General features: G+C 36.3%; 28 protein-coding genes. 17 read left to right on the top strand and 11 right to left on the bottom strand.

From position 1 onward, the window contains the following. Nucleotides 1–14: 14 nt before the first annotated feature. Together rnpA and rpmH are read right to left on the bottom strand one after the other, a co-directional pair. Nucleotides 15–398, bottom strand: a complete 384-nt coding sequence (rnpA, locus tag LGB01_04815; GenBank protein ID MCB4753521.1) for a ribonuclease P protein component — start codon at nucleotides 396–398, stop codon at nucleotides 15–17. After that, nucleotides 355–489: a 50S ribosomal protein L34 gene (gene rpmH, locus LGB01_04810; protein ID MCB4753520.1), complete on the bottom strand. Its 135-nt coding sequence runs from the start codon at nucleotides 487–489 to the stop codon at nucleotides 355–357. Before rpmH ends, rnpA begins: the two co-directional genes overlap by 44 nt. Nucleotides 490–737: 248 nt before the next feature. On the opposite strand from rpmH, the gene LGB01_04805 reads away from it, so the two are divergent. Further along, nucleotides 738–1,520: a pyridoxine 5'-phosphate synthase gene (locus LGB01_04805; GenBank protein ID MCB4753519.1), complete on the top strand. Its 783-nt coding sequence runs from the start codon at nucleotides 738–740 to the stop codon at nucleotides 1,518–1,520. A gap of 3 nt (nucleotides 1,521–1,523) precedes the next feature. Next, nucleotides 1,524–2,480, top strand: coding sequence for a 4-hydroxythreonine-4-phosphate dehydrogenase (gene pdxA, locus LGB01_04800; GenBank protein ID MCB4753518.1), 957 nt, complete (start codon nucleotides 1,524–1,526; stop codon nucleotides 2,478–2,480). A gap of 19 nt (nucleotides 2,481–2,499) precedes the next feature. Here pdxA and LGB01_04795 read toward each other — a convergent pair whose 3' ends face one another. From LGB01_04795 to LGB01_04780, 4 genes are read right to left on the bottom strand one after another with little or no spacing between them, the layout of a single operon-like run. After that, complete coding sequence (locus LGB01_04795) at nucleotides 2,500–2,730, bottom strand: hypothetical protein (protein ID MCB4753517.1); 231 nt, start codon at nucleotides 2,728–2,730, stop codon at nucleotides 2,500–2,502. Then, entirely contained in the window at nucleotides 2,727–3,371 is a 645-nt protein-coding gene (locus LGB01_04790) for a hypothetical protein (GenBank protein ID MCB4753516.1), read from the bottom strand. The genes LGB01_04795 and LGB01_04790 overlap by 4 nt, the downstream gene beginning before the upstream one ends. Before the next feature lie 58 nt (nucleotides 3,372–3,429). Continuing rightward, entirely contained in the window at nucleotides 3,430–4,233 is an 804-nt protein-coding gene (locus LGB01_04785) for a hypothetical protein (GenBank protein MCB4753515.1), read from the bottom strand. After that, a complete protein-coding gene (locus LGB01_04780; GenBank protein MCB4753514.1) occupies nucleotides 4,230–4,511 on the bottom strand; it encodes a phosphomannomutase in 282 nt (93 codons plus the stop codon). The genes LGB01_04785 and LGB01_04780 overlap by 4 nt, the downstream gene beginning before the upstream one ends. Nucleotides 4,512–4,557: 46 nt before the next feature. On the opposite strand from LGB01_04780, the gene LGB01_04775 reads away from it, so the two are divergent. Then, complete coding sequence (locus tag LGB01_04775; protein ID MCB4753513.1) at nucleotides 4,558–5,001, top strand: GatB/YqeY domain-containing protein; 444 nt, start codon at nucleotides 4,558–4,560, stop codon at nucleotides 4,999–5,001. 31 nt (nucleotides 5,002–5,032) lie between these two features. Here LGB01_04775 and trpC read toward each other — a convergent pair whose 3' ends face one another. The 4 genes from trpC to LGB01_04755 all read right to left on the bottom strand — a co-directional run bounded on the left by trpC (nucleotide 5,033) and on the right by LGB01_04755 (nucleotide 8,235). Then, a complete protein-coding gene (gene trpC / locus LGB01_04770; GenBank protein MCB4753512.1) occupies nucleotides 5,033–5,833 on the bottom strand; it encodes an indole-3-glycerol phosphate synthase TrpC in 801 nt (266 codons plus the stop codon). Nucleotides 5,834–5,899: 66 nt separating this feature from the next. After that, nucleotides 5,900–7,141 (bottom strand): hypothetical protein, encoded by a 1,242-nt coding sequence (locus LGB01_04765; protein ID MCB4753511.1) that lies wholly within the window; start codon nucleotides 7,139–7,141, stop codon nucleotides 5,900–5,902. Further along, nucleotides 7,138–7,518, bottom strand: coding sequence for a YkgJ family cysteine cluster protein (locus LGB01_04760; protein ID MCB4753510.1), 381 nt, complete (start codon nucleotides 7,516–7,518; stop codon nucleotides 7,138–7,140). Before LGB01_04760 ends, LGB01_04765 begins: the two co-directional genes overlap by 4 nt. A 9-nt stretch (nucleotides 7,519–7,527) precedes the next feature. Continuing rightward, a complete protein-coding gene (locus LGB01_04755) occupies nucleotides 7,528–8,235 on the bottom strand; it encodes a methyltransferase (GenBank protein ID MCB4753509.1) in 708 nt (235 codons plus the stop codon). A 283-nt stretch (nucleotides 8,236–8,518) separates the two neighbouring features. On the opposite strand from LGB01_04755, the gene fabD reads away from it, so the two are divergent. From fabD to LGB01_04685, 14 genes are all read left to right on the top strand, one after another. After that, the gene (gene fabD / locus LGB01_04750; protein MCB4753508.1) at nucleotides 8,519–9,460 is read left to right on the top strand and encodes an ACP S-malonyltransferase; all 942 of its coding nucleotides are present in this window, start codon (nucleotides 8,519–8,521) and stop codon (nucleotides 9,458–9,460) included. 1 nt (nucleotide 9,461) lies between these two features. After that, nucleotides 9,462–10,166 carry a 5'-methylthioadenosine/adenosylhomocysteine nucleosidase gene (locus LGB01_04745; GenBank protein ID MCB4753507.1) on the top strand — a complete coding sequence of 235 codons (705 nt, stop codon included), beginning with the start codon at nucleotides 9,462–9,464 and terminating at the stop codon, nucleotides 10,164–10,166. Between the two features lie 65 nt (nucleotides 10,167–10,231). Next, a complete protein-coding gene (locus LGB01_04740; GenBank protein MCB4753506.1) occupies nucleotides 10,232–11,059 on the top strand; it encodes a tRNA 2-thiocytidine biosynthesis TtcA family protein in 828 nt (275 codons plus the stop codon). Continuing rightward, the gene (locus LGB01_04735; GenBank protein MCB4753505.1) at nucleotides 11,056–12,009 is read left to right on the top strand and encodes an RluA family pseudouridine synthase; all 954 of its coding nucleotides are present in this window, start codon (nucleotides 11,056–11,058) and stop codon (nucleotides 12,007–12,009) included. Before LGB01_04740 ends, LGB01_04735 begins: the two co-directional genes overlap by 4 nt. 33 nt (nucleotides 12,010–12,042) lie before the next feature. Next, nucleotides 12,043–13,224 (top strand): tRNA (guanosine(46)-N7)-methyltransferase TrmB, encoded by a 1,182-nt coding sequence (gene trmB / locus LGB01_04730; protein MCB4753504.1) that lies wholly within the window; start codon nucleotides 12,043–12,045, stop codon nucleotides 13,222–13,224. Next, complete coding sequence (locus LGB01_04725; protein ID MCB4753503.1) at nucleotides 13,208–13,882, top strand: ABC transporter ATP-binding protein; 675 nt, start codon at nucleotides 13,208–13,210, stop codon at nucleotides 13,880–13,882. The genes trmB and LGB01_04725 overlap by 17 nt, the downstream gene beginning before the upstream one ends. Further along, nucleotides 13,869–14,684 carry a cell division protein FtsX gene (locus LGB01_04720; protein ID MCB4753502.1) on the top strand — a complete coding sequence of 272 codons (816 nt, stop codon included), beginning with the start codon at nucleotides 13,869–13,871 and terminating at the stop codon, nucleotides 14,682–14,684. The genes LGB01_04725 and LGB01_04720 overlap by 14 nt, the downstream gene beginning before the upstream one ends. Before the next feature lie 89 nt (nucleotides 14,685–14,773). Further along, complete coding sequence (locus LGB01_04715; protein MCB4753501.1) at nucleotides 14,774–16,051, top strand: peptidoglycan DD-metalloendopeptidase family protein; 1,278 nt, start codon at nucleotides 14,774–14,776, stop codon at nucleotides 16,049–16,051. 55 nt (nucleotides 16,052–16,106) lie between these two features. Next, complete coding sequence (gene pyrH, locus LGB01_04710; protein ID MCB4753500.1) at nucleotides 16,107–16,814, top strand: UMP kinase; 708 nt, start codon at nucleotides 16,107–16,109, stop codon at nucleotides 16,812–16,814. A gap of 49 nt (nucleotides 16,815–16,863) precedes the next feature. After that, the gene (locus tag LGB01_04705; protein MCB4753499.1) at nucleotides 16,864–17,070 is read left to right on the top strand and encodes a DNA-directed RNA polymerase subunit omega; all 207 of its coding nucleotides are present in this window, start codon (nucleotides 16,864–16,866) and stop codon (nucleotides 17,068–17,070) included. Between the two features lie 6 nt (nucleotides 17,071–17,076). Further along, entirely contained in the window at nucleotides 17,077–19,230 is a 2,154-nt protein-coding gene (locus tag LGB01_04700) for a RelA/SpoT family protein (protein MCB4753498.1), read from the top strand. A gap of 19 nt (nucleotides 19,231–19,249) precedes the next feature. Then, nucleotides 19,250–20,455: a tyrosine--tRNA ligase gene (gene tyrS / locus LGB01_04695; protein MCB4753497.1), complete on the top strand. Its 1,206-nt coding sequence runs from the start codon at nucleotides 19,250–19,252 to the stop codon at nucleotides 20,453–20,455. After that, a complete protein-coding gene (locus LGB01_04690) occupies nucleotides 20,452–21,561 on the top strand; it encodes a nitronate monooxygenase (GenBank protein MCB4753496.1) in 1,110 nt (369 codons plus the stop codon). The genes tyrS and LGB01_04690 overlap by 4 nt, the downstream gene beginning before the upstream one ends. Before the next feature lies 1 nt (nucleotide 21,562). Continuing rightward, nucleotides 21,563–22,738, top strand: a complete 1,176-nt coding sequence (locus LGB01_04685; GenBank protein MCB4753495.1) for an N-acetylmuramoyl-L-alanine amidase — start codon at nucleotides 21,563–21,565, stop codon at nucleotides 22,736–22,738. A gap of 22 nt (nucleotides 22,739–22,760) precedes the next feature. Here the strand turns inward: LGB01_04685 and ppa are convergent, their stop codons facing one another. Continuing rightward, the gene (gene ppa, locus LGB01_04680) at nucleotides 22,761–23,279 is read right to left on the bottom strand and encodes an inorganic diphosphatase (GenBank protein ID MCB4753494.1); all 519 of its coding nucleotides are present in this window, start codon (nucleotides 23,277–23,279) and stop codon (nucleotides 22,761–22,763) included. Nucleotides 23,280–23,362: the final 83 nt, after the last annotated feature.

Below are 23,362 nucleotides of genomic sequence, written 5' to 3'. Positions count from 1 at the left end.
TTAATCGGGATGTATTACAGCGCAGTACATTTTTTAAGCGTATGCAAATAGGCTTTACGGATTACCAAGTATGATTCATTCAAAAGTGCCGATTTAGCAACAAGCACATAAGAACCACTTTTAAGGCAATCAATATTTTCAATAAAATGCGCCCTAAGTAAACGTTTTGCCCTATTTCTGTGTACCGCATTTCCCATTTTCTTGCTGGCAACAAAACCCACCTTAAAACTATTTAACCGTTGATAGAAAAGTACAAAGTAAGGGGTGTGCCAAACCTTTGTGGAGTGACCATAAACTCCATCAAACTCTTTACTGGTCTTAATCCGAATAAAATGTTTAATTTTAGCGATAATATTATGCTGCCAATCTTTTTCTTCCTTTTGCTCTTCTTGCAGCAATTACTTTTCTTCCATTTTTTGTTTTCATTCTTACTCTAAAACCATGTGTTCTTTTTCTTGGTGTATTATGTGGTTGATATGTTCTTTTCATTTTAAAAGGACCTTTTGTCTATTATTTTTTTACTATATTATTACTATAATTGTGGACGCGATTATATCTAAAGGAGACTTAATATGTGTTAAAAAGATCATAAAAAACCTCTACTTGAAAAATTAATATTATATAGTATTTACTTCCTTTCATATAGGTATTCATAATTAAATAGGATTTCCTTGGGAAAACCATACATAGCTTTTGCTATAATTGAATTTAATCATGTCGCATGAGGAGTTTAATATATGCTACTGGGCGTTAATATTGACCATATTGCCATATTAAGAGAGGCAAGACGCATCGCAGATCCTGATCCACTTGATGCACTCAGTATATGCAAACGTGCTGGAGCCGATCAGATCACCATTCATCTGCGTGAAGATAGACGACATATTCAAGATACTGATGTCACACATATTATTCGTCTCTCGGCACTACCAGTCAATCTCGAATGTGCTATTGAGCCAAGTATGATCAATATTGCTTGCAAGATGCGTCCTCATCGCGTTACTCTTGTACCAGAAAAACGTGAAGAGGTTACAACAGAAGGTGGGCTAATAGTCACAGAAGATCAAAATAGACTCAAAGAAGCAATCCAATACCTTCAAGAGAAGGAGATAGAGGTCTCTCTTTTTATCGACCCTACTCTCGAAGCAGTCAAAGCTTCAATTGATTTAAATGTAGAGTGGGTAGAGTTCCACACTGGAAAGTATGCCAATATTGATGCTATGCTCTATGGAAACCTCTCCAAGACCCACCATACTATCTCCAAACTCAATCTACCACGCAAAGTACTCAAGCAGATGTACGAAGATGAACTGCATAACCTCAGATCGCTTAGTCGTGATGCAATCAAATTAGGGCTCAGGGTCGCAGCAGGACATGGACTTAACTACCAAAATGTTGATGCTATTGCAAAAATAAATACCATTGAAGAACTCAATATAGGGCAGAGTATTATTGCTCGTTCAATCTTTACTGGGCTAGAAAAAGCAATTTTAGATATGAAAGCAAAAATGATTAGGTAAAAAATGAAAAAGAAAAAAGTTGCCATATCTATTGGTGACCTTAACGGTATTGGTATCCAACTCGCCCTTGAGAACCACCAGTATGTGAAAAAAATAGTTACACCGATTTACTGTATTGATCAAAGCATGCTTAAACAAGCAGCAGATAAATTAAATCTCTCTATACCAAATAATTTTCAAACTATTGAAGATGTTGCTCCCCACTTTGAGATTAAACCAGGAAAAATTACAAAAGAGAGTGGTACTTACGCCTATGCCTCATTTGTTAAAGCTGTCAAAATGGCAAAAAATGATGAAATTGGTGCCCTTACCACTCTTCCAATCCACAAAAAGTCATGGGAGCTTTCAGGCATAAAATACAAAGGGCATACCGATGCCCTGCGTCACTTTTTCAACACTGAAGCAATCATGATGTTAGGATGTCCAAAAATGTATGTAGGACTCTTTACTGAACATATCCCACTTGGAGAAGTAGCAGGTAGCATTGAGGAAAAAAAGCTAACATGCTTCTTGGTTAATTTTTATAAAACTGCCAAACCCAAATCAACTATTGCTGTACTTGGACTTAATCCTCATGCAGGTGACAATGGTGTACTAGGAAATGAAGAAAAAATTATATCAAAAGCTATTGACAATGCCACATTCATTATCAAAAGATCTAATCCTTCACTCTCTACTCATCACTCTTTACTTTTTACTAAACCCATGGTACCAGATGTTGCTTTTACCCCAAATGTACGTAAGCACTATACTCACTATGTAGCGATATATCACGATCAAGGGCTTGCACCACTTAAGGCTCTCTATTTTGACGAAGGAATCAATGTAAGTTTAAACTTACCAATACTACGAACATCAGTCGACCATGGAACAGCATTTGATATCGCCTATAAGAAAGGCATAGAATTAAATAGATTAAGTTACTTAAATGCAATCAGATATATAGTAGATAACAGATAATGGATATTCGCATCTCTCTTTAACAGAAAAGTGTTGGATCTGCTTCATCATAAATAATCTCACACTCTTCATTCATTTTAGAACAGAGCTTCTGTTGGCAACAATCACATAAAAAACGGTAATTTTGCATATCGTAATGGATAATATCACCTTCATTGAGATCGTCATAGCACTCGCCACAAACATTAGTAACACGTAACAAAATATCTTTTGTAGCAATTTGGGTGACAAAACAGGCACTATGGCTCATAGACTTTTCTCCTCTATTTCTTCTATCATTTTCTTTGCCTCCTTAATACTACAATCAAGCTCATAGGCTTTTTTGTAGTTCGCCAATGCATCTTTTTTTAAGTTCATATCATACAGTGTGTTCGCATAATTGAAATAGTGTGGTGCATATTTAGAATCAAGTTCAATTGCCTTATGGTGATGACTCTGTGCTAAATCATTTTCTCCAAGCTTGTGCAATATATTAGCAAGCGAATTATGAGCAATGTCATCATTGGAATCAAGAGATAGAATCTTCTTATAAATATTTTTAGCCTCTTTGTACTCTCCATCTTCAAGAAGAAGATATCCTTCTCTTCGTAATACTTCAATATTATTTTTATCAATTACTAATGCACTCTGCACCGCCTTACGTGCTTCAAGTAAATCACCTTTTGTAATTGCTTCATCTGTCATTTCTATCAACTGTTCTATACGTGATATTGGTAAAGAAGATTCGGAAAATATCTTATCTGGACGATTGATACTACCTATGTGCTCATCAGGTATTTTTGCTTCAAAATCAACACCTCTTTTTGGGTAATTCCCTAAAAAAAGCTGTTTAAAAAAGAGGTAGAAAATACCACCTGCAACAATAAGTAGAAAAAGTTGAAATGTTGTCATACAACCTCCAAAAGTTTATGAGAAATAATAGGATAATACACCTTAAAGCTAAAGAAATTTACCACCCTTCGGCAAGGTCAATCAATACATATCCCTCTTTCTGGCGCTTTTCAAAAATAGTTTTAAATGTTTCAATATCATGTGCTGTTTCAAATCCCTGCTTGCTATCTTTACTGTTTCTACCAAAAAGAATCATCCATCTACCAAGGGTGTACTCAATATTCTTAATACGGTAACCTTTATGCCAATATTCAGTAATTGCTTTTGAGGAATTAAACCAAGTGGAACGTACTACCAATGCCTGTGACTCTTTTGTTTTTCTTTCGGTAAAAATACCAGTATAATGCCCCTCTCCATACTCAAAGTCTATCAAATCATACCCCTGCTTCCATCGTTGATTCACCACTTCGATGAACGCATCACGCTTGGCTCTTCTTTCATATGCCTGATTAAGAAACCCTGTATTCTTTTCGAATACTACTACCCACTCAGCAAGACCATGCTCTATGTTAGTAATGAAATAGCCCTGTTTCCAGTAATCTTCTACAATGTGATCTATGGCACTCCAGCGTGAAGCGACTAAATAGGTCTGATGGCTTCTTGCATCTCCTTTTTCAAACACACCAACCCAATGACCATTTCCATATTTGAGCTCTTTAATATCATTACCCTTCTGCCACGCCTGTTTGATCTGTTTGCGTATCTGCCTCAGCTCCATAGTTGCAACCATTTGCTGAGAAGCTTTAACTTTACTAAATACTCCTATATACTTGTAGCGTGAAACGTCATATTTTGGGCTTTTAGCGAATCCCGTACTTTCCAGCAAAAATATCCCCAGTACTACACCTATTGTCCATTTCATTCTCTTCCTTTCTGCTTCTGCACTTGGGCTGCAATGCACCCAACCTCTGTATCCATCTCTTCTCGTGTCTCAAAGATAAAACTCTCCATCTTTTTTTCACCCAGATGAACAAAAATACCATAGCCAACCACTTCAACTTTTCCCTTAGACTCCATATCGAGCCACTCCAAGCTTGCCTGTGTAGTCTCATTTTTATGGCCCGTCTTAATCACTGCTGCTGGGTATAGCCGTGTAATATCTTTTGTGTCAAATTGTTTATCTTGTATGATAACTATCATACATTAATTATAGTATAATTCCATTAAACTATAAGAGGATAGGATAATGACACTAAAAGAGCGTATCAAAAATGACGTCAAGGAAGCCATGCGTGCCAAGGAGACACAAAAGAGAGATACTCTTCGAAACCTTCAAGCTGCTATCAAGCAAATAGAAATTGACGAACAAAAAGAGCTAAATGATACTGATATTGAAGCAGTACTCATGAGGTATGCTAAACAGCGCGAAGATGCAAAGACACAGTTTTCTAATGCAGGACGCAATGACCTTGTCATCAAAGAAGAGACCGAACTTTCCATTGTAAAAAACTATCTACCTGAACCTTTAAGTGATGAAGAACTTAGTAGTATCCTTAAGGAAATTATTGGTGAGATAGATGCTTTGGGAATAAAAGATATGGGAAAAGTAATGAGTATAGCAAAAATAAAAGTTGGTAGTCGTGCAGATGGCAGAAGAATCAATCAGATTGCAAAGAGCTTACTCTCATAAACGATAGAAACCCCCTAGGTCATTCTTGTCTTTATCTATTATCTCCATATTTCACTTCTCTAATTGCTGCAGTAATATCATCCTGTCTCATGAAGTACTCGCCGACAAGAAAAGAATCTGCCCCCATCTTAGCAATCTCTACAACTGTTTCATGATCATCAATACCCGATTCTGCGACAATAATTTTATTGTTAGGAATAAGTGGTATGAGCTTTTCCGTTAGATGCATATCCATCTCAAAAGTCTCTAAGTTTCGGTGATTAATGCCGACAATCGTTGCTCCAGCAAACATTGCTTTAACAAGATCTGTCTTATCATGTATCTCTACCAAAACCTCTAATCCAAGATGCAAAGCATAATCATAAAGTTCTTTGAGTTCTTTACGAGAAAGTGCTTTGGCAATGAGTAAAATATAATCTGCCCCAAATGCCAATGCCTCAACAATTTGATACTTGTCAACAATAAAGTCTTTACGCAACAATGGAATACTTACATAGCGACGCACCATACCAAGATACTCTTTATCTCCCTGAAAGAAGTGAGGTTCAGTTAAAATAGAAAGGGAGTCGGCACCACCTTTTTCATATGCCTGTGCAATAGCAATGGGATCAAAATTTTTACAAATTATTCCCTTACTTGGACTTGCTTTTTTCACTTCAGCAATAATACGGTAAGGATTTTCTGGTGTGGAACGTAATGCTTTTTGAACATCTTTTGGAACAAAAGGATTGAATGCCAAAGATCTCCCTAACCATTCTACCGGATAGTCTACTTTTCTCTTTTCAAGATCCTCTTTAGTCTTCTTAATGATCTCATCTAATATCTGTGCCATGATACTTCTTTATATTTAAAAATTTTATCGAATTATACCCGAAGGCTCAATATTGAACGCTGAACGCTATTTACATTTCTGTATGGCATCCCAGTGTTGAGCTATTTCAGGCTCTTTTAGTCCCTCTCGTTTTACCACTTTTCTCATCAAATCATATGCTTTTTTGCACTTACCCTCCTTGTAATAACCCCAAGCAAGAGAGTCAAGATAGTAGGTGTTGTCTGGTTGCTGACTCAAGGCATCTCTAAGAATACGTATCCCTTTTTCTATATTTATATTGTTGTTAATAAGCATATAGCCATAGTAATTAAGATAGACACTATCATTCACCCCTTGCATCATTGCCTTATCAAATATCTTAACTATATTTCCAATTATTTTTTGATCATTTTTATCCTTTACCTGTTCGTAGGTTAAAATGGCAATTTCTGCCAACCAACGTGGATTATGATTCTCTTTGTAAAACTTATGTGCCAGTTTCAATGCTTTGGAAAAAAATCTCTTATAAACATAGAGTTGGTAGAGCATTTTTAATCTAGCATGATTTTTTTCTAAAAAAATAATAGCCCCGTCAATATCTTTTTGAACAATATATGCATTAACAATATTCTCAAAATGCTTATCATTTTTATCATTTTTATAGAACGATAGATAAACATTTAAAATACCATTTGTATCATTCTCTTTAACATATAGCGTCAAAAGCTTAAAATAGATATCTCGACTAGGAGCAGTATTTGTTCGTTGATATGTCTCTAGCAATTGAATAGCACGTTTACGTTGATTTGTGTATGCATCCATAACGGATACTAGGCGTAAAAGTATATCTTTGTTATTGGACTTTTCGTAGGCATGCTGCAATAACGCAACTGCCTTCTTGGGCTCCCCCGCATAAAGATAGGACCTAGAAACAAGATCCATGTCTGAAGCTTCATTGGAGTGTGCAATTAAAAAAGATGCTTCATTTTTTGCTTTGTTAATTTGCTGATTTGTTAAATAAAGCGAAACAAGAAGTCGCTTAACTCTTAGCATATTAGGGTGCTTCCTGTCAAAGAGTTCTAGACGCTCAATACTCTCGGTAATATGTATTTTACCAAGCAAAGAAGAAATTATCTCTTGAAAAAGATACTCCCCTTCACCAGTCGTATCATAGAGGTTTTTAAATATCCTCCAGCTATCTTCATAAGCCCTATATTCTATACAGAATAATCCACGAACAATCATTTCATCTTCATTGATTACTGGTGGCTCCTTTGCTACAATACTGTTGCTAGTCAATACAAAGGTAACCAATACTACTAAAATCATACGATACCAGGACACTCTTTTCTTACCTCATCTTCATTATGTTTAAACTGTTCCCAAAAAGGAAAGGTACGACATTGCGAAGGTCGTACTGGATAGATAGTACAATGTTGTTTTATATCATCAAAAAAAATACAGGCAAAATTATCAGGTGCCAGTTGCTTCTCAACCAATGAATAGCGATGTTTTACTTTCTTTAAATACATTGTAACAAATTCTTCCATTGAAAGATTAATAAATGTTGCCATATTAACAATTTCATCATACTTTACCCAAATGTAACCACTCTCTCCTGTGCAACAACACCCTCCACATGCTTCACAAGAAGAAGGATTAAACTTAAAACTATAGCTCTCTTTTTCTATTAACTGATTTTTCATAAAATATCCTCATTCTTCATTCCCAAAATCTCCTTTGATGCTATGCGTTCTTGCTTTCCCAAATGCCTGTATTGCCTCAAATAAATAATTACTTTGTTCATCAAATATCACCAATGGAGGTAGTACTTGCGTCATTGACTTGGAGTTATTGCGTGCTGCGATCATCACTAATTTTGATTCTCTGTCAATTTTGGAATGGACAAAACGTATCTTTTCAGGATTAATGCCATACTCTCTTAAATACTGCATTAGTAGATCTATCTGTTTGGCATCATAACAGAAGACAAACCATCCCCTTGGCTTCAAAAAAGTTTTGACCTGTTTTATCAATTTCCCTATGGGAAGATGATGTGTGTAGCGTGCAATATTTATATACGTATCTTTGCTCTGCGTCACCATGGGATCATAAAAGGGCGGATTGGAAACAATGAAATCAAACCGATCTTTTGTCTGAAATTGAGTAAAGTCATCAAAATAAGGTGTTACCTTCAATCCATTTATTAGAAAGTTGTGTACTGCATAATCAAGCATTCTCTTCTGTTTATCAATAATATATGTTTGAGTCTCAAAATCACGTGTCAACAACAAAGAGATGATTCCTACCCCACATCCAATATCGAGTAGTTTTCCTTTGGGTTTAAACTGTGTAATAAAATCATAAAGAAAAATTGAATCACTGTTGTAGCAGTAACCAGATATAGGTTGATACAAAAACACATATGCTCCAAAAAAATAATCGAAAAAACTACATGATTTCCATCTTATCAAAGCATTAAAATTTTTGTCAAGCATACAAATATAGGAAAATTCATGTCTTTTAAAGAGTAGTGTAGCATAGGTTTGATTATCTTCCTCCCTTAAACCTTTTTGGTAATTTATAGAAAATCAAAAAATATCTAAACTTTAAAGTATCTCCTTGGTATTGCTGTAAAAGTTATATAGATTTTGGGTTTAAATGGTAAAATATCACATCTATAATTTTTCTAACAAAAGGATTACTATGTCAGTCAAATGTGCATTCCTCTTTCCTGGACAGGGTTCTCAGACTGTTGGTATGGGAGAGGATTTCTCTCATAATTCCAATATTGCCAAACAGATGATTGCTGATGCAAGTGAACATACAGGAATTGATTTTGAAACACTACTTTTTACAGAGAATAGCAATCTTGAAAAGACAGAATTTACACAACCAGCTATTTTATTAGTCTCTGCTATTGCCCATAAACTATTCGAGAATGAGATGTCTATTAGACCACTATTTACGCTTGGGCACTCTTTGGGAGAGTTTTCTGCACTAATGGCCGTAGGTGCGCTTAATACCATTGATGCTATCAAATTGGTTAATCTTCGTGGCAAACTAATGACACAAGCATGCGAAGGACAGGATGTAGGAATGCTTGTCTCTTTAGGCTTAGATGATGAAACGGTAGAGAAAATTTGTACCGAACAAAGAGAACTTGGTATGAAAGTATGGCCGGTTAACTATAATGCACAAGGACAGATTGTTATTGCTGGTGCAAAACCTGACCTTCAGAAGCTTGAGCCAATCCTTAAAAAAGCAAAAGCAAGACGTGCTATGCTACTAAATATGTCTATCGCAAGCCACTGTCCACTACTTGAAAGTGCAACGACTCCTTTGGTTGAAAAACTCAAAGAAGTACTTAAAGATGAGTTTATAGCGCCTGTAGTCTCCAATGTAACTGCTGAAACATACAATACAAAAGCTGAAGCACTTAAGCTACTGCCTAAACAACTTGTCTCCCCTGTACTCTACAAGCAGTCTATTACTAAATTTGACAATCAAATTGACTGTTATGTTGAATTTGGACATGGTGGTGTACTCAAAGGTCTCAATAGAAAAACAACTCAGAAACCACACTTTGTGGTTTCTGATATGCAATCATTGGCAAACACTATCGAAGAGATAACAAAATTAAAATAGAATGAAAATAGGTATTATGGGTGCTATGCCCGAAGAGATTAAACCGATCATTGAAAAACTTAACAATGTTACCATAACAATTTATGCAAAAAATAAATATTATGAAGGTCTTTACAATGGTCAAGAAGTGGTGGTTGCCTACTCAAAAATAGGAAAGATCTTTGCATCATTGACTGTAACAGTTCTTATTGAGAGGTTTAAATGCAAACAGCTTCTCTTTTCTGGTGTAGCTGGGGCAATCTCAAACCATTTAAAGATTGGTGATCTTGTCATTGCGAATGGTTTATGTCAGCATGACCTAGACATTACAGCATTTGGGCATCCACATGGGTATGTTCCTGAAGGAGAAATATATATTACTCCAGATAATTACCTACGGCAAATAGCCAAAAGAGTGGCCTCACGCAAAGGTATTGCACTCAAAGAGGGTATCATCGCTACTGGTGATCAGTTTATAGCCAATCCTGAGCAAAAAGTATGGATAGGAAAAACCTTTAGTGCAGATGCATTAGAAATGGAAGGAGCAAGTGTTGCCGTAGTCTGCAACGCACTCAATGTACCTTTTTTTATTCTACGTGCTATTTCTGATAGTGCCGACATGGATGCGGGTTTTGACTTTGATACCTTTCTTGAAAACTCAGCAAAGATTAGTGCAGATTTTATTCTATCTATGATGAAAGAAATTACCGACCAATATAATCAGTAGACTATAACCATAAAATATAGCATAGATGTAGATTGGGTACACTTGGTCAATAAATAGGGGGTAGTATGGGTAACAATTTAAAAAAATACTATAAGGATGGAATGAAATCTATCCCTATAAGTCGAAAACTCCTTAAAATTATTGGCAAAACCAATGCTGACTTCCGTCTCATTAAAGAGAATGATAAAGTACTTGTAGGACTGAGCGGTGGCAAAGATTCACTGGCACTGATTCATGCACTTAAGCATATTCAGAAACACGCACCTTTCAACTTTGAATTTGAGGCATGCACAATCAAATATGGGATGCCCAGTGAACGTTATGATTATTTGAATGAACACTGTAAGGAATATGGCATTAAACACACTGTTTATGAGACACGTATTTTTGATATTTCACAAGAGGCTATACGTAAAAACTCTTCATTCTGCTCTTATTTTTCTCGTATGCGACGTGGTGCACTTTACACCTTTGCACAAGAGGGAAAATTTACCAAAGTAGCACTGGGACACCACTTTGATGATGCAGTTGAAAGTTTTTTTATGAACATGTTCTATAATGGTACCATGCGCTCCATGGCACCTATCTATAAGACTGACAAAGGCTTTCATCTTATACGTCCACTTATTCAGGTACGTGAGAAACAACTACATGCTTTTGCTAAAGAAAACAAACTAGAGGTTATTGGAGATGAGGCATGTCCTGCTATGCTTAAGGATGTTAAAATGCCTCATGCACGGGCTTCTACTAAGTTATGGCTTCAAGGGATGGAGAAAGAGAATAAAGAACTTTTTAAGATGATTAAGGCTTCTTTTAAACATATTCATGATGATACATTTCTTGCCCCTGATAGATGGAATAGGAATGATATTGGAGTATACGGCAAGCAATGAGAAATGAACAATTTTTGGTCAATATATTTGGTCGTATTGATAAGGTGTTAGCCCTGCACCTTAATGTCAGTCGCAATCAGACTGAAAAGCTCATCAAAGAGAGGCTTGTATTGGTTAATAATAAAGTGATAACAAAGCCAAGCTTCAAGGTCAAAGAAGGCGATAAGATTACCTACAAGTTTAAAGAGGCTCAAAAACGTGAACCAATCAAAGTAAATTTTAATATAGAGGTACTCTATGAAGATAAATATCTCATGATTATCAACAAGCCAAGTGGACTGGTGGTACACCCTGCACCTTCGGTTAAAGAAGCAACATTGGTTGACTGGTTGGTGCAACGTGGGATATCACTCTCAACTATCAGTGGAGAGGAGCGACACGGCATTGTACACCGTATTGACAAAGAGACCACTGGGGCATTGGTAATTGCCAAGAATAATAAGGTACATGAAAAACTTTCTGCACAATTACAGAATAAAAGTATGGGAAGGTATTATCTTGCACTTATTGATCATCCACTCAAAGAGGATACAGTGGTAAATAAACCTATTGGACGTAATCCAAAAAATAGGCTTAAAATGGATGTTGTCCCCAATGGGAAGGAAGCAAAAACTGCTTTTGTAAAACTGCTTGAAACTGAGTATGGCACTGAGCTCATTGTTGCAAAACTCTTTACTGGACGCACTCATCAAATACGAGTACATCTCAATACATTAGGACGACATATTTTAGGCGATCATTTATATGGATTTAAGAGCAAAAGAGATAAAATCCCAAGAGTTTACTTACATGCCTATCTACTCTATCTAACCCATCCTGTAACTGGGAAGATTATGGAGTTTATTGCTCCACTTTTTCATGATATGAATAACTATTTATTGAAATATCTTGATCGTGTATCAGTTCATAAAAAACTTGAACCAAAAATGCTGAAAAAGGAATTTGAATAACTAAGGCATGCAAAGTTCTACGGAAGGGAATCCATGCCACATATTAAAGTCAAACCATTTGATACTTCACTGATTGAGACAAAAATCTCACAGAGTACATTATTAAAATTTAGGGTTACGGCTATCAATCAAGGCGATGAACTGTGGGGTATAGTGCTTGAAAATAAAGAGTTCTTGCTTCAAGTAAAGCACTATGATGACAGCGTACTTATCAAATATGATAAGATTACCCGTCCTCTCAAGGTTAACTTGCTTAAAAAGGCACTCAAATATGTTGTAAACGAGCTTAAACTGGAAGTAATTTCTTCCAATATTTCCCAACACAAAGATACGTACTATGCTTCAAAGTATGAAAAATCCATTGAAGACTTCTATACAGCTAGTTTCTCTTTTAAAAAGGTCTCTGTAGAGATAGGGTTTGGATCTGGAAGGCATCTGCTCTATCAGGCAAAAAAGCACCCAAATACACTCTTTATTGGATTGGAAATACACACTCCTTCTGCTCAGCAGGTACTTAAACAGATTGAACTACAAGATTTGAAAAATATCTGGATAGTCAATTATGATGCACGACTTTTTTTAGAAATGCTACCCTCCAACTTACTAGAACAAATCTTTATTCACTTCCCTGTACCATGGGATAAAAAGCCCCATCGTCGCATTATCAGTTTAAACTTTCTTTCTGAATCGATGCGTGTACTAAAAAAAGAGGGTAGGCTTGAGTTAAGAACAGACAGCAAAAACTACTTTTGGTACGCACTGGAAGTTTTCTTTGCTATACCCAAGACCCATATAGAGGTACACAAAAACAAAGTATTGGAGGTGACCAGCAAATATGAGGCACGATGGCTGAAAATGGAAAAAGATATCTATGATATCTATGTGGTATGCAATGAAGAGTCTCAAGCACAACAAGCATTACCTGACTTTAATTTTAATATTGTAAAATATGGAAAATATTTAGGGGAGGGGCTTCCCAAAAAGACATTGGTAAAAGAGGATTATTTTGTACATATTGAACGGGTCTATAAGGGCAATGATAAGATGCTTCTAGTGAAGTGTTCTTTCGGTAGCTTTAATAGACCGGAACACAAATATATCCTTCTAACTAAAGAGGAATGCCGTTATGTTGCTTCTTCTCCAGTAAAGAGTCATACCAATCATAAAGCCCACCTCAAACTAATGGAGTTGCTCAGCAATGTCAAATGTAATTAGCGCAAAGAAACTTACGTTAGCGTATGATGGTGGACGTAAGGAAATTATTAAGAATGCCAGCTTTAACATACATAAAGGGGACTTTATTTTTATTACTGGACCAAGTGGTTCTGGAAAATCAACACTACTTAAAGCACTTTATGGAGAACTTAAACCCAAAGGAGGAAACCTTGCTGTCGGTGGTGTAAATCTTCTCAACGTCAAACCATACAAATTACAGGAACTTCGTACACATATGGGAATTATTTTCCAAGATTACAAGTTAATCAATGAGTGGACTGTTGCCAAGAATGTCATACTGCCGCTAATGATTTCTGGCTATCCTGCTGATGTACAAAATGCACAAGCAAAAAGACTACTAAAGCATGTTAAATTAAATGAATATGCCGAAAAGTATCCATTGGAACTTAGCGGTGGAGAACAGCAACGTGTAGGAGTTGCACGGGCTTTAGCCAAAAATCCTGTAGTCATTTTAGCAGATGAGCCTACAGGAAATCTTGATGATTACTCTTCTAATGTCATTTGGGATCTTATGGAGAATGCTTGTCAGCAACTTGAAACCACAGTACTAGTTGTTACACACAAGATACCAACTATTTTTTCACTACCATATCGTCATTTTATCATTGAAAATAAGGGTATCTATGAAGTTTGTTAAAAATCATCTAATGTTTATATTGCCACTCATGGCAATACTGCTTGGAGTTGAATTTTATTTAGTTTTTGATCGAACAACAGATAGCTATGAAAAAACACTAAAAGAGGGCTATACTATGCTAGTTGTTACTAAAAAACCAGTAACACTTCAAAAACTCAAAGTACTCAACAAGCATATTGCCAATATTAAAGCAATTGAACGTGAACAAATTATCTCTGAGGTAATTCAAGGGGTAAGCAAGGAAAACAAAAAAGAAATTCTTGCTGCATTACCCTACTTTTATAATGTGGGACTTGACAGCTATCTTGGTACATTACAAATCAAACAGATTCAATATGGTCTAGAAAAAGACCCTAACATTAAACGTGTTGAGACCTTTGGAAGTAGCTATAGCTCTGCTTATAGATTATTTTCTTTTATTAAATTTCTTTTAAAGGTGTTTATTGGTTTTATGGGGATGGTCAGTCTTTTTCTTATTGTCAAGCAGATAGAGGTGTGGAAATATACTCACAGAGAACGTATGGAAATAATGGAAATTTTTGGTGCGCCACTAATATTGCGTTCAGGTATATTATTTAAAGTAGCAATTTCTGATGCATTCATTGCTACATTTTTTGTCTCTGGAATCTTCTTTTATGTAAAATTTATTTGGGCAACACAGAGTGGGATTAATCTGATTGTTCATAAACAAAACGAACTTTTTCAGGTAGCAGATATGATAATTTTGCTTGGTATAGCACTACTCCTTGTGGTTATGGCAGTCTATTCTGTAGTTACGAGTTCACGGGGAGCACAAGAGTGAGACTACTGATTCTCCACCTCTTTATATCTCTATCACTTACTTATAGTGCAAACTCAACCATAAAAAAAATATCGACAAATAAAAAAAGTTTGAGTCTGATACAAAGACAGCAGCAGAAAACTACACGAAAATTAGACAAGATTGCCAAGGATATCAAGGCAGCAGAGGAAGAAATTGTCTATCTTGATAAAAAGATTGTTGAGCTTGAAAAAGATCAATACAAAATAGAGAAGGCATATACACATTTAAGAAAAACTCTTCGGGGGTCTCAAAGCAAACTAGAGAGAATAAACAAAGAGTTTGAACACAAACAAAAACAGTTTACCAAACTTCTCTCTGAACAGTTTTCAGTTAATTTTGCTATGGAAAAAGCATATGAATTAACACGTAGTTCAATTATACATCAAGAGATTTATCAGATCTATAAAAGACGCAATACACAGATACTTGCACAACTTAAAAAAGAGCTTGATAAATTGAAATATAAAAAAGATAATGCAAAATCTCATAGAAACCATATAAAAAACCAGTTAGAAAAAATTATAAAAAAACGAGAATCTTATACAACAAAAAAGAAGAAGAAAGAGAAATTACATAAAAAACTTATACTGGATGAGGAAAAATATACTGCTAGACTACAGAAGATTGCAGATAAGCAGAATGCACTTCGAACAACACTTGCCAAACTTAATATTCTCCGTAAACAAGAGGTTCAAGAGGCTCGTAGGCGGGCAGCAATACGCAAAGAGGTGCTACGTAAAGAAAAAGAGCGTAAACGTAAGCTTCGACTAGCAAAAATGAAGATTGTAGAAAAAGAGCGTAAATTCCAAGAAGCACTTAAGCACGCTAAAACAAAAATAGATCGTAAAAGAGTAAAACTAATGGCCGAGGCGGCAGCAACAGCAAAAATGAATATTATTCAAGAGAGCCAAAAAGTACGCAACATCAACTCTTCTTACAAAAAAGAGATCATATATCATTATCATGGCAAAAAGACAATCTCTCCTATTACAGGAGCAAAATTGATTAAGAAATTTGGTACCTATATTGACCCTATCTATAAAATAAAGATATTTAATGAATCAATTACTCTAAAGGCACCTTCTTCTCCTGGAAAAGTCAAAAATGTACTGAATGGAAAAATTGTTTTTGCTGGAGAATCGAGTATGCTAGGAAAAGTTGTGGTTGTTAGACATAGAGGAAAAATACATACTGTCTACGCAGGGCTCTCTAAAATTGCGCCCACTATTCGTGTTGGTAAAAAAATTAAAAAAGGGTATGTAATTGGTAAAGTTAAACATAAATTGCTGTTTCAAGCAACAAAGAATTCGAAGCATATTAATCCACTTAAATTAATTCGTGTTTAAACCCTTCCTAACTACTTTTTCGATATAATCGCAAAATCTTAAAAGAGGTGCATTTGTGACAAAACGTGTATTAATAAAGTTTTCTGGTGAAGCATTAGCCGGCAAAGAAGGCTACGGGATTGATACAAAAATCCTTAATTATATCGCAGGTGAAATCAAAGAACTTGTCGAAAATGGTATCGAAGTAGGTATTGTTGTTGGAGGTGGAAATATTATACGTGGTGTAACCGCAGCAGCAGATGGAATTATTAAACGGACTTCTGGTGATTATATGGGGATGCTTGCAACTGTTATTAATGGTGTTGCCATCCAAGAGGCACTAGAGCACGCAGGGCTTCAGGCACGTCTTCAGTCTGCGATTAACATGCAAGAAATTGGTGAATCCTTCATTGTTCGCCGTGCACGTAGGCACCTTGAAAAAGAGCGTGTAGTGATTTTTGCTGGAGGTACAGGAAATCCCTATTTTACAACTGATACAGCAGCAACACTTAGGGCCTCTGAAATTGAAGCAGATCTACTTATCAAGGCTACAAAGGTGGACGGTGTTTATGACAAAGATCCTAAGAAATTTTATGATGCAGTGAAACTTTCAGAATTAACATATGACAAAGCCTTAAATGATCATATTAAAGTCATGGATGATACCTCTATCGCTTTGGCAAAAGAGAATAGTTTACCAATTGTAGTTTGTAATATGTTTGAAAAGGGTAATCTAATGAGAATTATCAGCGGAGATATGAGTCTTTGCTCGATTGTAAAATAACAAATACCCCTAATATGCAATACGCGATCAAAAAATAAAGGAATTAAGATTGAGAACAGAACAACTAACAGCAAAAGCACTTGAGCGGGTAAATTTCGATAAGTACCTTTTGGCAAACGCGGTAGGAAAAAGAGCCAAAGAGATTGCTAATGGTGCAGAACCTTTTGTCGATATAGATCAAAAGATAACAAAACATACAGATATTGCCCTACAGGAAATTGCGGAAGGCAAGCTTATTGTAGACCTCAAAGGATAATTCCTTTTGGATACATTCCTTTTTAGAGTCAAAGGTATACATACGATAGAAAAAGCGACAGCCCTTCTGTGGGAACAACTCCCCAAGCACTCCTCACAAGTACAAAAGGCACTTGATCTTGCCATGACCGCTCATGATGGGCAAAAACGCAAGAGTGGAGAACCTTATATTGTACATCCTATTCTTGTTGCCGCCATTACTGCCTCCATCTCCAATGATGAAACCATGGTACAAGCAGCACTACTACATGATGTAATTGAAGATACTGATTTTGATCTCAAAGATCTCTCCCATGAATTTGGAGAAGATGTAACCCATATAGTTGAGGGACTAACCAAAATAGTTGAGATTCAAGATGAAAAGATGGTCTCTTTGGATTCAGACAATAGACTTGCCTCGTCTGCACTAACCTTCCGCAAAATGCTCGTTGCCTCCATTAAAGATATTCGTGTACTAATCATTAAACTCTGTGACCGTATGCATAACATGTTGACTCTTGATGCACTACTCCCACACAAACGTAAACGTATTGCTGAAGAGACATTGGTTGTTTATGCGCCCATTGCACATAAACTAGGTATCTCCCGATTAAAAAATTATCTTGAAGACCTTAGCTTCTATCACATTTACCCCGAAGATTATACTAAAATAGATAACTATATTAAAAAAAATGCTCAAAATCTTCAGTTTAAACTGAATGCTTTTATACAGAAAGTACGCAAGCTGATGGAACAACATGGATTTGAAGATAAACACTTCAACATTATTGGACGTGTAAAACATTACTACTCCATCTATTTGAAGATGCACCGCAAAGGAGTGGGCATAGAGGAGATACTTGATCTACTTGCTATACGTATCATTCTTAAAAATCCTCTAGAGTGCTATACTGTGCTAGGATTAATGCATCTAAACTTCCGGCCACTTATCTCTCGCTTTAAAGATTATATTGCTATTCCTAAAGAGAATGGGTACAAAACCATTCATACAACACTTTTTAATGAAGAGGGAATTATTGAAACACAAATACGCACACACCAAATGCATCAACTAGCCGAGTATGGAGTTGCCGCACACTGGAAATATAAAGAGGGTAACAGTAGCGTCAACCTCCAGTGGCTTGAGAGTCTCTCTTATCAAAATGAATCTATCGAGGAGTTTTATGAGCTAGCAAAAGGTGATCTTTTCTCAGAAGATATTACTGTCTTCTCTCCCAAAGGAGACTACTATACACTACCTAAAGGCTCTATAGTCCTTGATTTTGCCTATGCAATCCATTCTGAAGTAGGAACCCATGCAGTCACTGCCTTTATCAATAAACAAAAATCCTCATTGCTTACTGTACTCAAGAATGGGGATATTGTCAAAATTATTAAAGACGAAAAACCACACCTGCACTGTTCATGGCAGGATACAGTCAAAACATCCAAAGCTAAAGAGGGTATACGCAGTCATTGTCGTGCTCGTATTAAAGAGATAAACACCTTCTCTTCCTATAATATTCTTGCTACATTTTTTAACCAAACTACAGAACGTATCAAGAGACGCATAGAAGATATGGGGATGTCAGAGACTATCTATAGGTTACCAACTCAGTTAGATTATTCCAAAAAAATTATTCATAAACTTGCTGCCTATATGGGTACCAAGGAGGTTCGTTTTTGGGAACTTTTAAAAAAGGGTTACAAAAAACCTCAGGTCAAAAAGATAGAGTATTTCCAATTCTTTATCAACAAACCATTGGATAGCGTAACATTCGATTACTGCTGTCACCCCAAAGTAGGTGATCAAATCATTGCATTTTATAAGGACAGTAAGGCTATTATACACCACAAATTGTGCAAAAAAGCCTATACAAAAATATTAGAAGGAAAACCAATGCTCTTTGTGAGCTGGAGAGGTACCAAACTTTCCCGCTATAGGCTTATTATTAGCTTACAAAATCAAAAAGGTGTATTGGCTGACTTGCTAGCAAAACTTTCAGTATTAAATATGAATGTCATTAGCATTGAACTTGGTATTAAAAGTTCTGAGAGTGCTGAATATTGTCAAATAGAAGTTGAAAGTTCAGAGTCTCGTAAGGTTGTGCTTGAAGAAAAAATTGCACAAAGGTTTAAACTAATTGAGATGATTAGCCTAGATGATGCCTATAATAAATAGAAATAAAGGATAAAAAAGCATGCTAGTCAAACAAGCGCTAGAAGAGATATGCAGAGGAACTGCCGAGATTATCGACATGGAACGCATTGAAGTACTAATAAAGAGATTTTATGAAACAGGAGAAACCTATACCGTGAAAGCAGGGTTTGATCCTACAGGTACTGATTTGCATCTAGGGCATACTGTACTACTTCAAAAATTACGTATTTTTCAAAACCATGGTGGACACATACAACTTCTTATTGGTGACTTTACTGCAACTATTGGCGACCCAACAGGCAAAAGTATGACACGCAATGTGCTTGATAGGGAGACTATCCTTAAAAATGCTAAAACCTATACTAATCAGGTATTCAATATTGTTGATAAAAGTAAGACTGATATTGTTTTTAATTCAAAATGGCTTGAAGCACTTGGTGCTTCAGGTATGGTGACATTGACTACAACATTTAATGTTGCACGCATGCTTGAGCGTGATGATTTTGAAAAACGATACAAGTCAGGACAGAGTATCTCTATCTCTGAATTTATCTATCCTCTACTTCAAGGGTATGACTCAGTAGAACTTAAGTCTGATATTGAAATAGGTGGAACTGATCAAAAATTCAATCTACTCATGGGCAGACATCTACAACGTACTTATAATGTAGGTAAAGAGCAAGCAGTCTTAATGATGCCAATTCTTGAAGGACTTGATGGAGTACAGAAAATGAGTAAGTCTTTAAACAATTATATTGGCATTACTGAGACACCCAATGATATTTATGCTAAGATACTCTCTATTTCTGACGAATTAATGTGGCGCTACTATGAGCTACTTAGTGAAAAACCTCTCAAGGAAATTATACAGATAAAAGAAGATGTTTCTACAAATATGCTACATCCTAAAACAGTTAAAGAAAATCTTGCATTGGAGCTAGTAGAAAGGTTTTACAATAAAGAAGTAGCACAGACTGCTAAAGTAGCGTTCGAACAGATATTTAAAGCCAATAAGCTCCCCGATAATATACCTGAGGTAACTGTAGAAGCAGATATTTGGATATGCAAAGCAATGGTTGATGCAGGCATTGAACCTTCAACCTCTCAGGCACGTCGCGATATCCAACAGGGTGCAGTGCGCATTGATCAGCAGAAAATACATGATCAGCAGATGAAACTCTCTAAAGGGGAGTATATCTTACAGGTAGGAAAACGTAAATTCATAAAAATAAAGGTGGGGTTATGACATTCAAGCCATTTAAAATAGGAAAATATATAATTGAAAACCCAATTATACAGGGAGGTATGGGGGTTGGTATCAGTTGGGATCAACTTGCGGGTACCGTTTCTAAAGAAGGTGGCTTGGGAGTCATTTCTGCCGTAGGTACAGGTATATACAAGAATAGAAGCTACCTTGATGACAAAGAGATGGTGGGCAAAGAGTATCGTCCACTCAATCCAATTAACTTCTATGCTTTCAAAGCACTCAAAAAGATCTTTGAAAATGCACGGAAAATTTGTAACGATAAGCCTCTTGCAGCTAATATACTCTATGTACAAAGCGAATATGATAGAGTGGTAAAGGATGCTTGTGAGGCAGGTGCAAACATTATTATCACTGGTGCAGGATTACCGTTAACGATGCCTGATGCAGCCAAAGACTACCCTGATGTAGCATTGGTACCCATTGTTTCCACTGCAAAGGCATTGCGTATTCTCTGTCGTCGTTGGAAAAAAACCCACAACAAACTTCCTGATGCTGTGATTGTAGAAGGTCCACTTAGTGGTGGACATCAAGGATTTAAGTATGAGGAGTGCTTTTTGCCTGAGAACCAACTTGAGGTGATTCTTCCTCCTGTAGTGGAGGAGGCAAAAAATTGGGGCAATATGCCCATTATTGCAGCGGGTGGTATTTGGGATCATAATGATATTATACGCATGATGGAACTCGGTGCAAGTGGAGTACAGCTTGGTACTCGTTTCATTGGAACCGTAGAGTGCGATGCATCTGATACAATGAAACAGATTATTATCAATGCAAAGGAAGAGGATATTAAACTCTTTAAATCTCCTGTTGGATATCCTGCAAGAGGTGTTAAAACAGAGCTACATCACCGTATTGAAAAAGGGACAGCACCTAAAGTTGCCTGTATCTCTAACTGTGTCTCACCCTGTAACCGTGGAGAAGAAGCAAAAATTGTAGGGTATTGTATTGCTGATCGTCTCTCTGATGCCTATGATGGTATTGCAGAAACAGGACTCTTTTTCACTGGTGCTAATGGCTATCGTCTTAAAGAGATTATTACTGTCAAAGCGCTAATGGAAAAACTAATGAATGGAGAAGAACAATAGCGTGAAACGCCTCTTATTTTTTTTGTTTCTTGGTACAGTATGGGCTTTTGCATCTATAGCCATATTGGAAAAAGCAGAGCTAAAAAAAAGGGAGCTTCAGCTCCATTTTAATGGCTCTTATGATAAGGGAAAGATACGACACTTTACACTCAAACATCCATATCGAGAAGTCTTTGATATCCCCAATGCAAGACTTAAACATAGTCATATTGGAAAAAACCTAATTAGTCCACACTGTTACTCTATACGTATTTCCCAATATAAGAAAAATACAGTACGAATCACATTAGAAACAGGAAAAAAGTATAACTGCAAGCCATACCGTTCATTTTTTGCATACAATGTCTACCATATCCCACTTCCTTCCTTCAGGGTGAAACATAAAACACATAAAAGAAAAAAAGAAAAAAAGAAAAAAAGAACTTCCATTTCAAAGACCTATACGATTCATACACCCAAATATATTTATACTAAGGGAAAAAAAGAGCTCATTGTCATAGATGCAGGACATGGTGGACATGATGTAGGAGCTGTAAGTGGTGGAAAACGCGAAAAAGATCTTGTACTTCAAATTGCTAGACGTGTAGAGAGACAGCTTAAGAAGCATGGCTATAGAGTTTATATGACAAGAAGAATAGATAAATTTCTTAAGCTAAGACAACGTACACATATTGCAGATAAAAAGAATGCACGTATTTTTGTTTCCATTCATGCCAACTCTGTACCTAGAAATAAACGAAACAAGATACACGGTATAGAGACATTTTATTTACAAAAAACCAGAGATGCCAAGTCTCAACGTATTGCTGCACGTGAAAACAGAGCAGTACTCAAGGGTGCAGGCACCTCTTTGAGCAAAAGAGTAATTATAGATTCGGTACTCAATGGTCCAAAAATTATTGAGAGTAATAAGCTTGCCATCGATGTACAGCAACGCATACTCGCCAATCTTAGGGCACACTATAAAGGTATCAATGATGGCGGTGTGAGACATGCACCTTTTTGGGTACTAGTAGGTGCCAGCCGCCCTTCTATTCTTGTAGAAGTAGGATACCTCTCTCATCCAAGAGAACGTGCAAGACTTTTTACATCTGAATATCAGGAACTCATTGCCAAAGGAATTTCTGAAGGAATACAGCGGTATCTCAATAATCGTAAACGAGAGATAGAACTCTAAAAAAATAATTGGTAACAAACTATTATTTATAATTCTTGATTGCTTTTTCTAAGATTTCAGTTGCAGCAGCTTTGTCTTTAAATCCACTAACCTTCACCCACTTATTGGGCTCAAGAATCTTGTAAGTTTCAAAGAAGTTCTTGATACGGTTAAGTGTATGCTCAGGTACATCGTTAAGATCCTGTATTTTTGCATAGGTTGGATCAATCTTCTCTGTTGGAACAGCAAGTAATTTCTCATCTCCACCTGATTCATCTTCTGTCATAAGAACACCAACTAATCTACATTTAATATAGCTACCCGCCTGAAGTGAATAATCGCACAGAATCAATACATCTGCTGGGTCACCATCATCCGAAAGTGTGTTGGCAACAAATCCATAGTTTGCAGGATAGTGCATAGCAGAATAAAGCACCCGATCCACCTCGACGGCACCTGAGTCTTTATCTATTTCGTATTTGATATTTGAATTAAGCGGCACTTCTATAATAGCTTTAACTGCATTTGGACATTCTCCTGATCCAATTTTAGCAATATCCATAGGGTATCTCCTTGGACGAAGATTATTAATCTTCAAAAATTTTTAGTGTGGAGATAGTAGCATAAAAACCATAAATAGTTCAT

It is taken from the genome of Sulfurovum sp., assembly GCA_020525365.1.
Taxonomy (GTDB): domain Bacteria; phylum Campylobacterota; class Campylobacteria; order Campylobacterales; family Sulfurovaceae; genus Sulfurovum.
This window is presented reverse-complemented; position numbering and strand designations above follow the sequence as displayed.

Excerpts from the sequence above, each read along its gene's own strand:
- LGB01_04790 (MCB4753516.1), bottom strand. The coding sequence starts at position 3,371 with ATGACAACATTTCAACTTTTTCTACTTATTGTTGCAGGTGGTATTTTC.
- LGB01_04795 (MCB4753517.1), bottom strand. The coding sequence starts at position 2,730 with ATGAGCCATAGTGCCTGTTTTGTCACCCAAATTGCTACAAAAGATATT.
- ppa (MCB4753494.1), bottom strand. The coding sequence starts at position 23,279 with ATGGATATTGCTAAAATTGGATCAGGAGAATGTCCAAATGCAGTTAAA.
- LGB01_04740 (MCB4753506.1), top strand. The coding sequence starts at position 10,232 with ATGGGTAACAATTTAAAAAAATACTATAAGGATGGAATGAAATCTATC.
- fabD (MCB4753508.1), top strand. The coding sequence starts at position 8,519 with ATGTCAGTCAAATGTGCATTCCTCTTTCCTGGACAGGGTTCTCAGACT.
- LGB01_04775 (MCB4753513.1), top strand. The coding sequence starts at position 4,558 with ATGACACTAAAAGAGCGTATCAAAAATGACGTCAAGGAAGCCATGCGT.
- LGB01_04725 (MCB4753503.1), top strand. The coding sequence starts at position 13,208 with ATGTCAAATGTAATTAGCGCAAAGAAACTTACGTTAGCGTATGATGGT.
- tyrS (MCB4753497.1), top strand. The coding sequence starts at position 19,250 with ATGCTAGTCAAACAAGCGCTAGAAGAGATATGCAGAGGAACTGCCGAG.
- LGB01_04780 (MCB4753514.1), bottom strand. The coding sequence starts at position 4,511 with ATGATAGTTATCATACAAGATAAACAATTTGACACAAAAGATATTACA.
- LGB01_04745 (MCB4753507.1), top strand. The coding sequence starts at position 9,462 with ATGAAAATAGGTATTATGGGTGCTATGCCCGAAGAGATTAAACCGATC.
- LGB01_04720 (MCB4753502.1), top strand. The coding sequence starts at position 13,869 with ATGAAGTTTGTTAAAAATCATCTAATGTTTATATTGCCACTCATGGCA.
- LGB01_04690 (MCB4753496.1), top strand. The coding sequence starts at position 20,452 with ATGACATTCAAGCCATTTAAAATAGGAAAATATATAATTGAAAACCCA.
- LGB01_04785 (MCB4753515.1), bottom strand. The coding sequence starts at position 4,233 with ATGAAATGGACAATAGGTGTAGTACTGGGGATATTTTTGCTGGAAAGT.
- rpmH (MCB4753520.1), bottom strand. The coding sequence starts at position 489 with ATGAAAAGAACATATCAACCACATAATACACCAAGAAAAAGAACACAT.
- trpC (MCB4753512.1), bottom strand. The coding sequence starts at position 5,833 with ATGGCACAGATATTAGATGAGATCATTAAGAAGACTAAAGAGGATCTT.
- LGB01_04765 (MCB4753511.1), bottom strand. The coding sequence starts at position 7,141 with ATGATTTTAGTAGTATTGGTTACCTTTGTATTGACTAGCAACAGTATT.
- trmB (MCB4753504.1), top strand. The coding sequence starts at position 12,043 with ATGCCACATATTAAAGTCAAACCATTTGATACTTCACTGATTGAGACA.
- LGB01_04760 (MCB4753510.1), bottom strand. The coding sequence starts at position 7,518 with ATGAAAAATCAGTTAATAGAAAAAGAGAGCTATAGTTTTAAGTTTAAT.
- pdxA (MCB4753518.1), top strand. The coding sequence starts at position 1,524 with ATGAAAAAGAAAAAAGTTGCCATATCTATTGGTGACCTTAACGGTATT.
- LGB01_04735 (MCB4753505.1), top strand. The coding sequence starts at position 11,056 with ATGAGAAATGAACAATTTTTGGTCAATATATTTGGTCGTATTGATAAG.
- LGB01_04805 (MCB4753519.1), top strand. The coding sequence starts at position 738 with ATGCTACTGGGCGTTAATATTGACCATATTGCCATATTAAGAGAGGCA.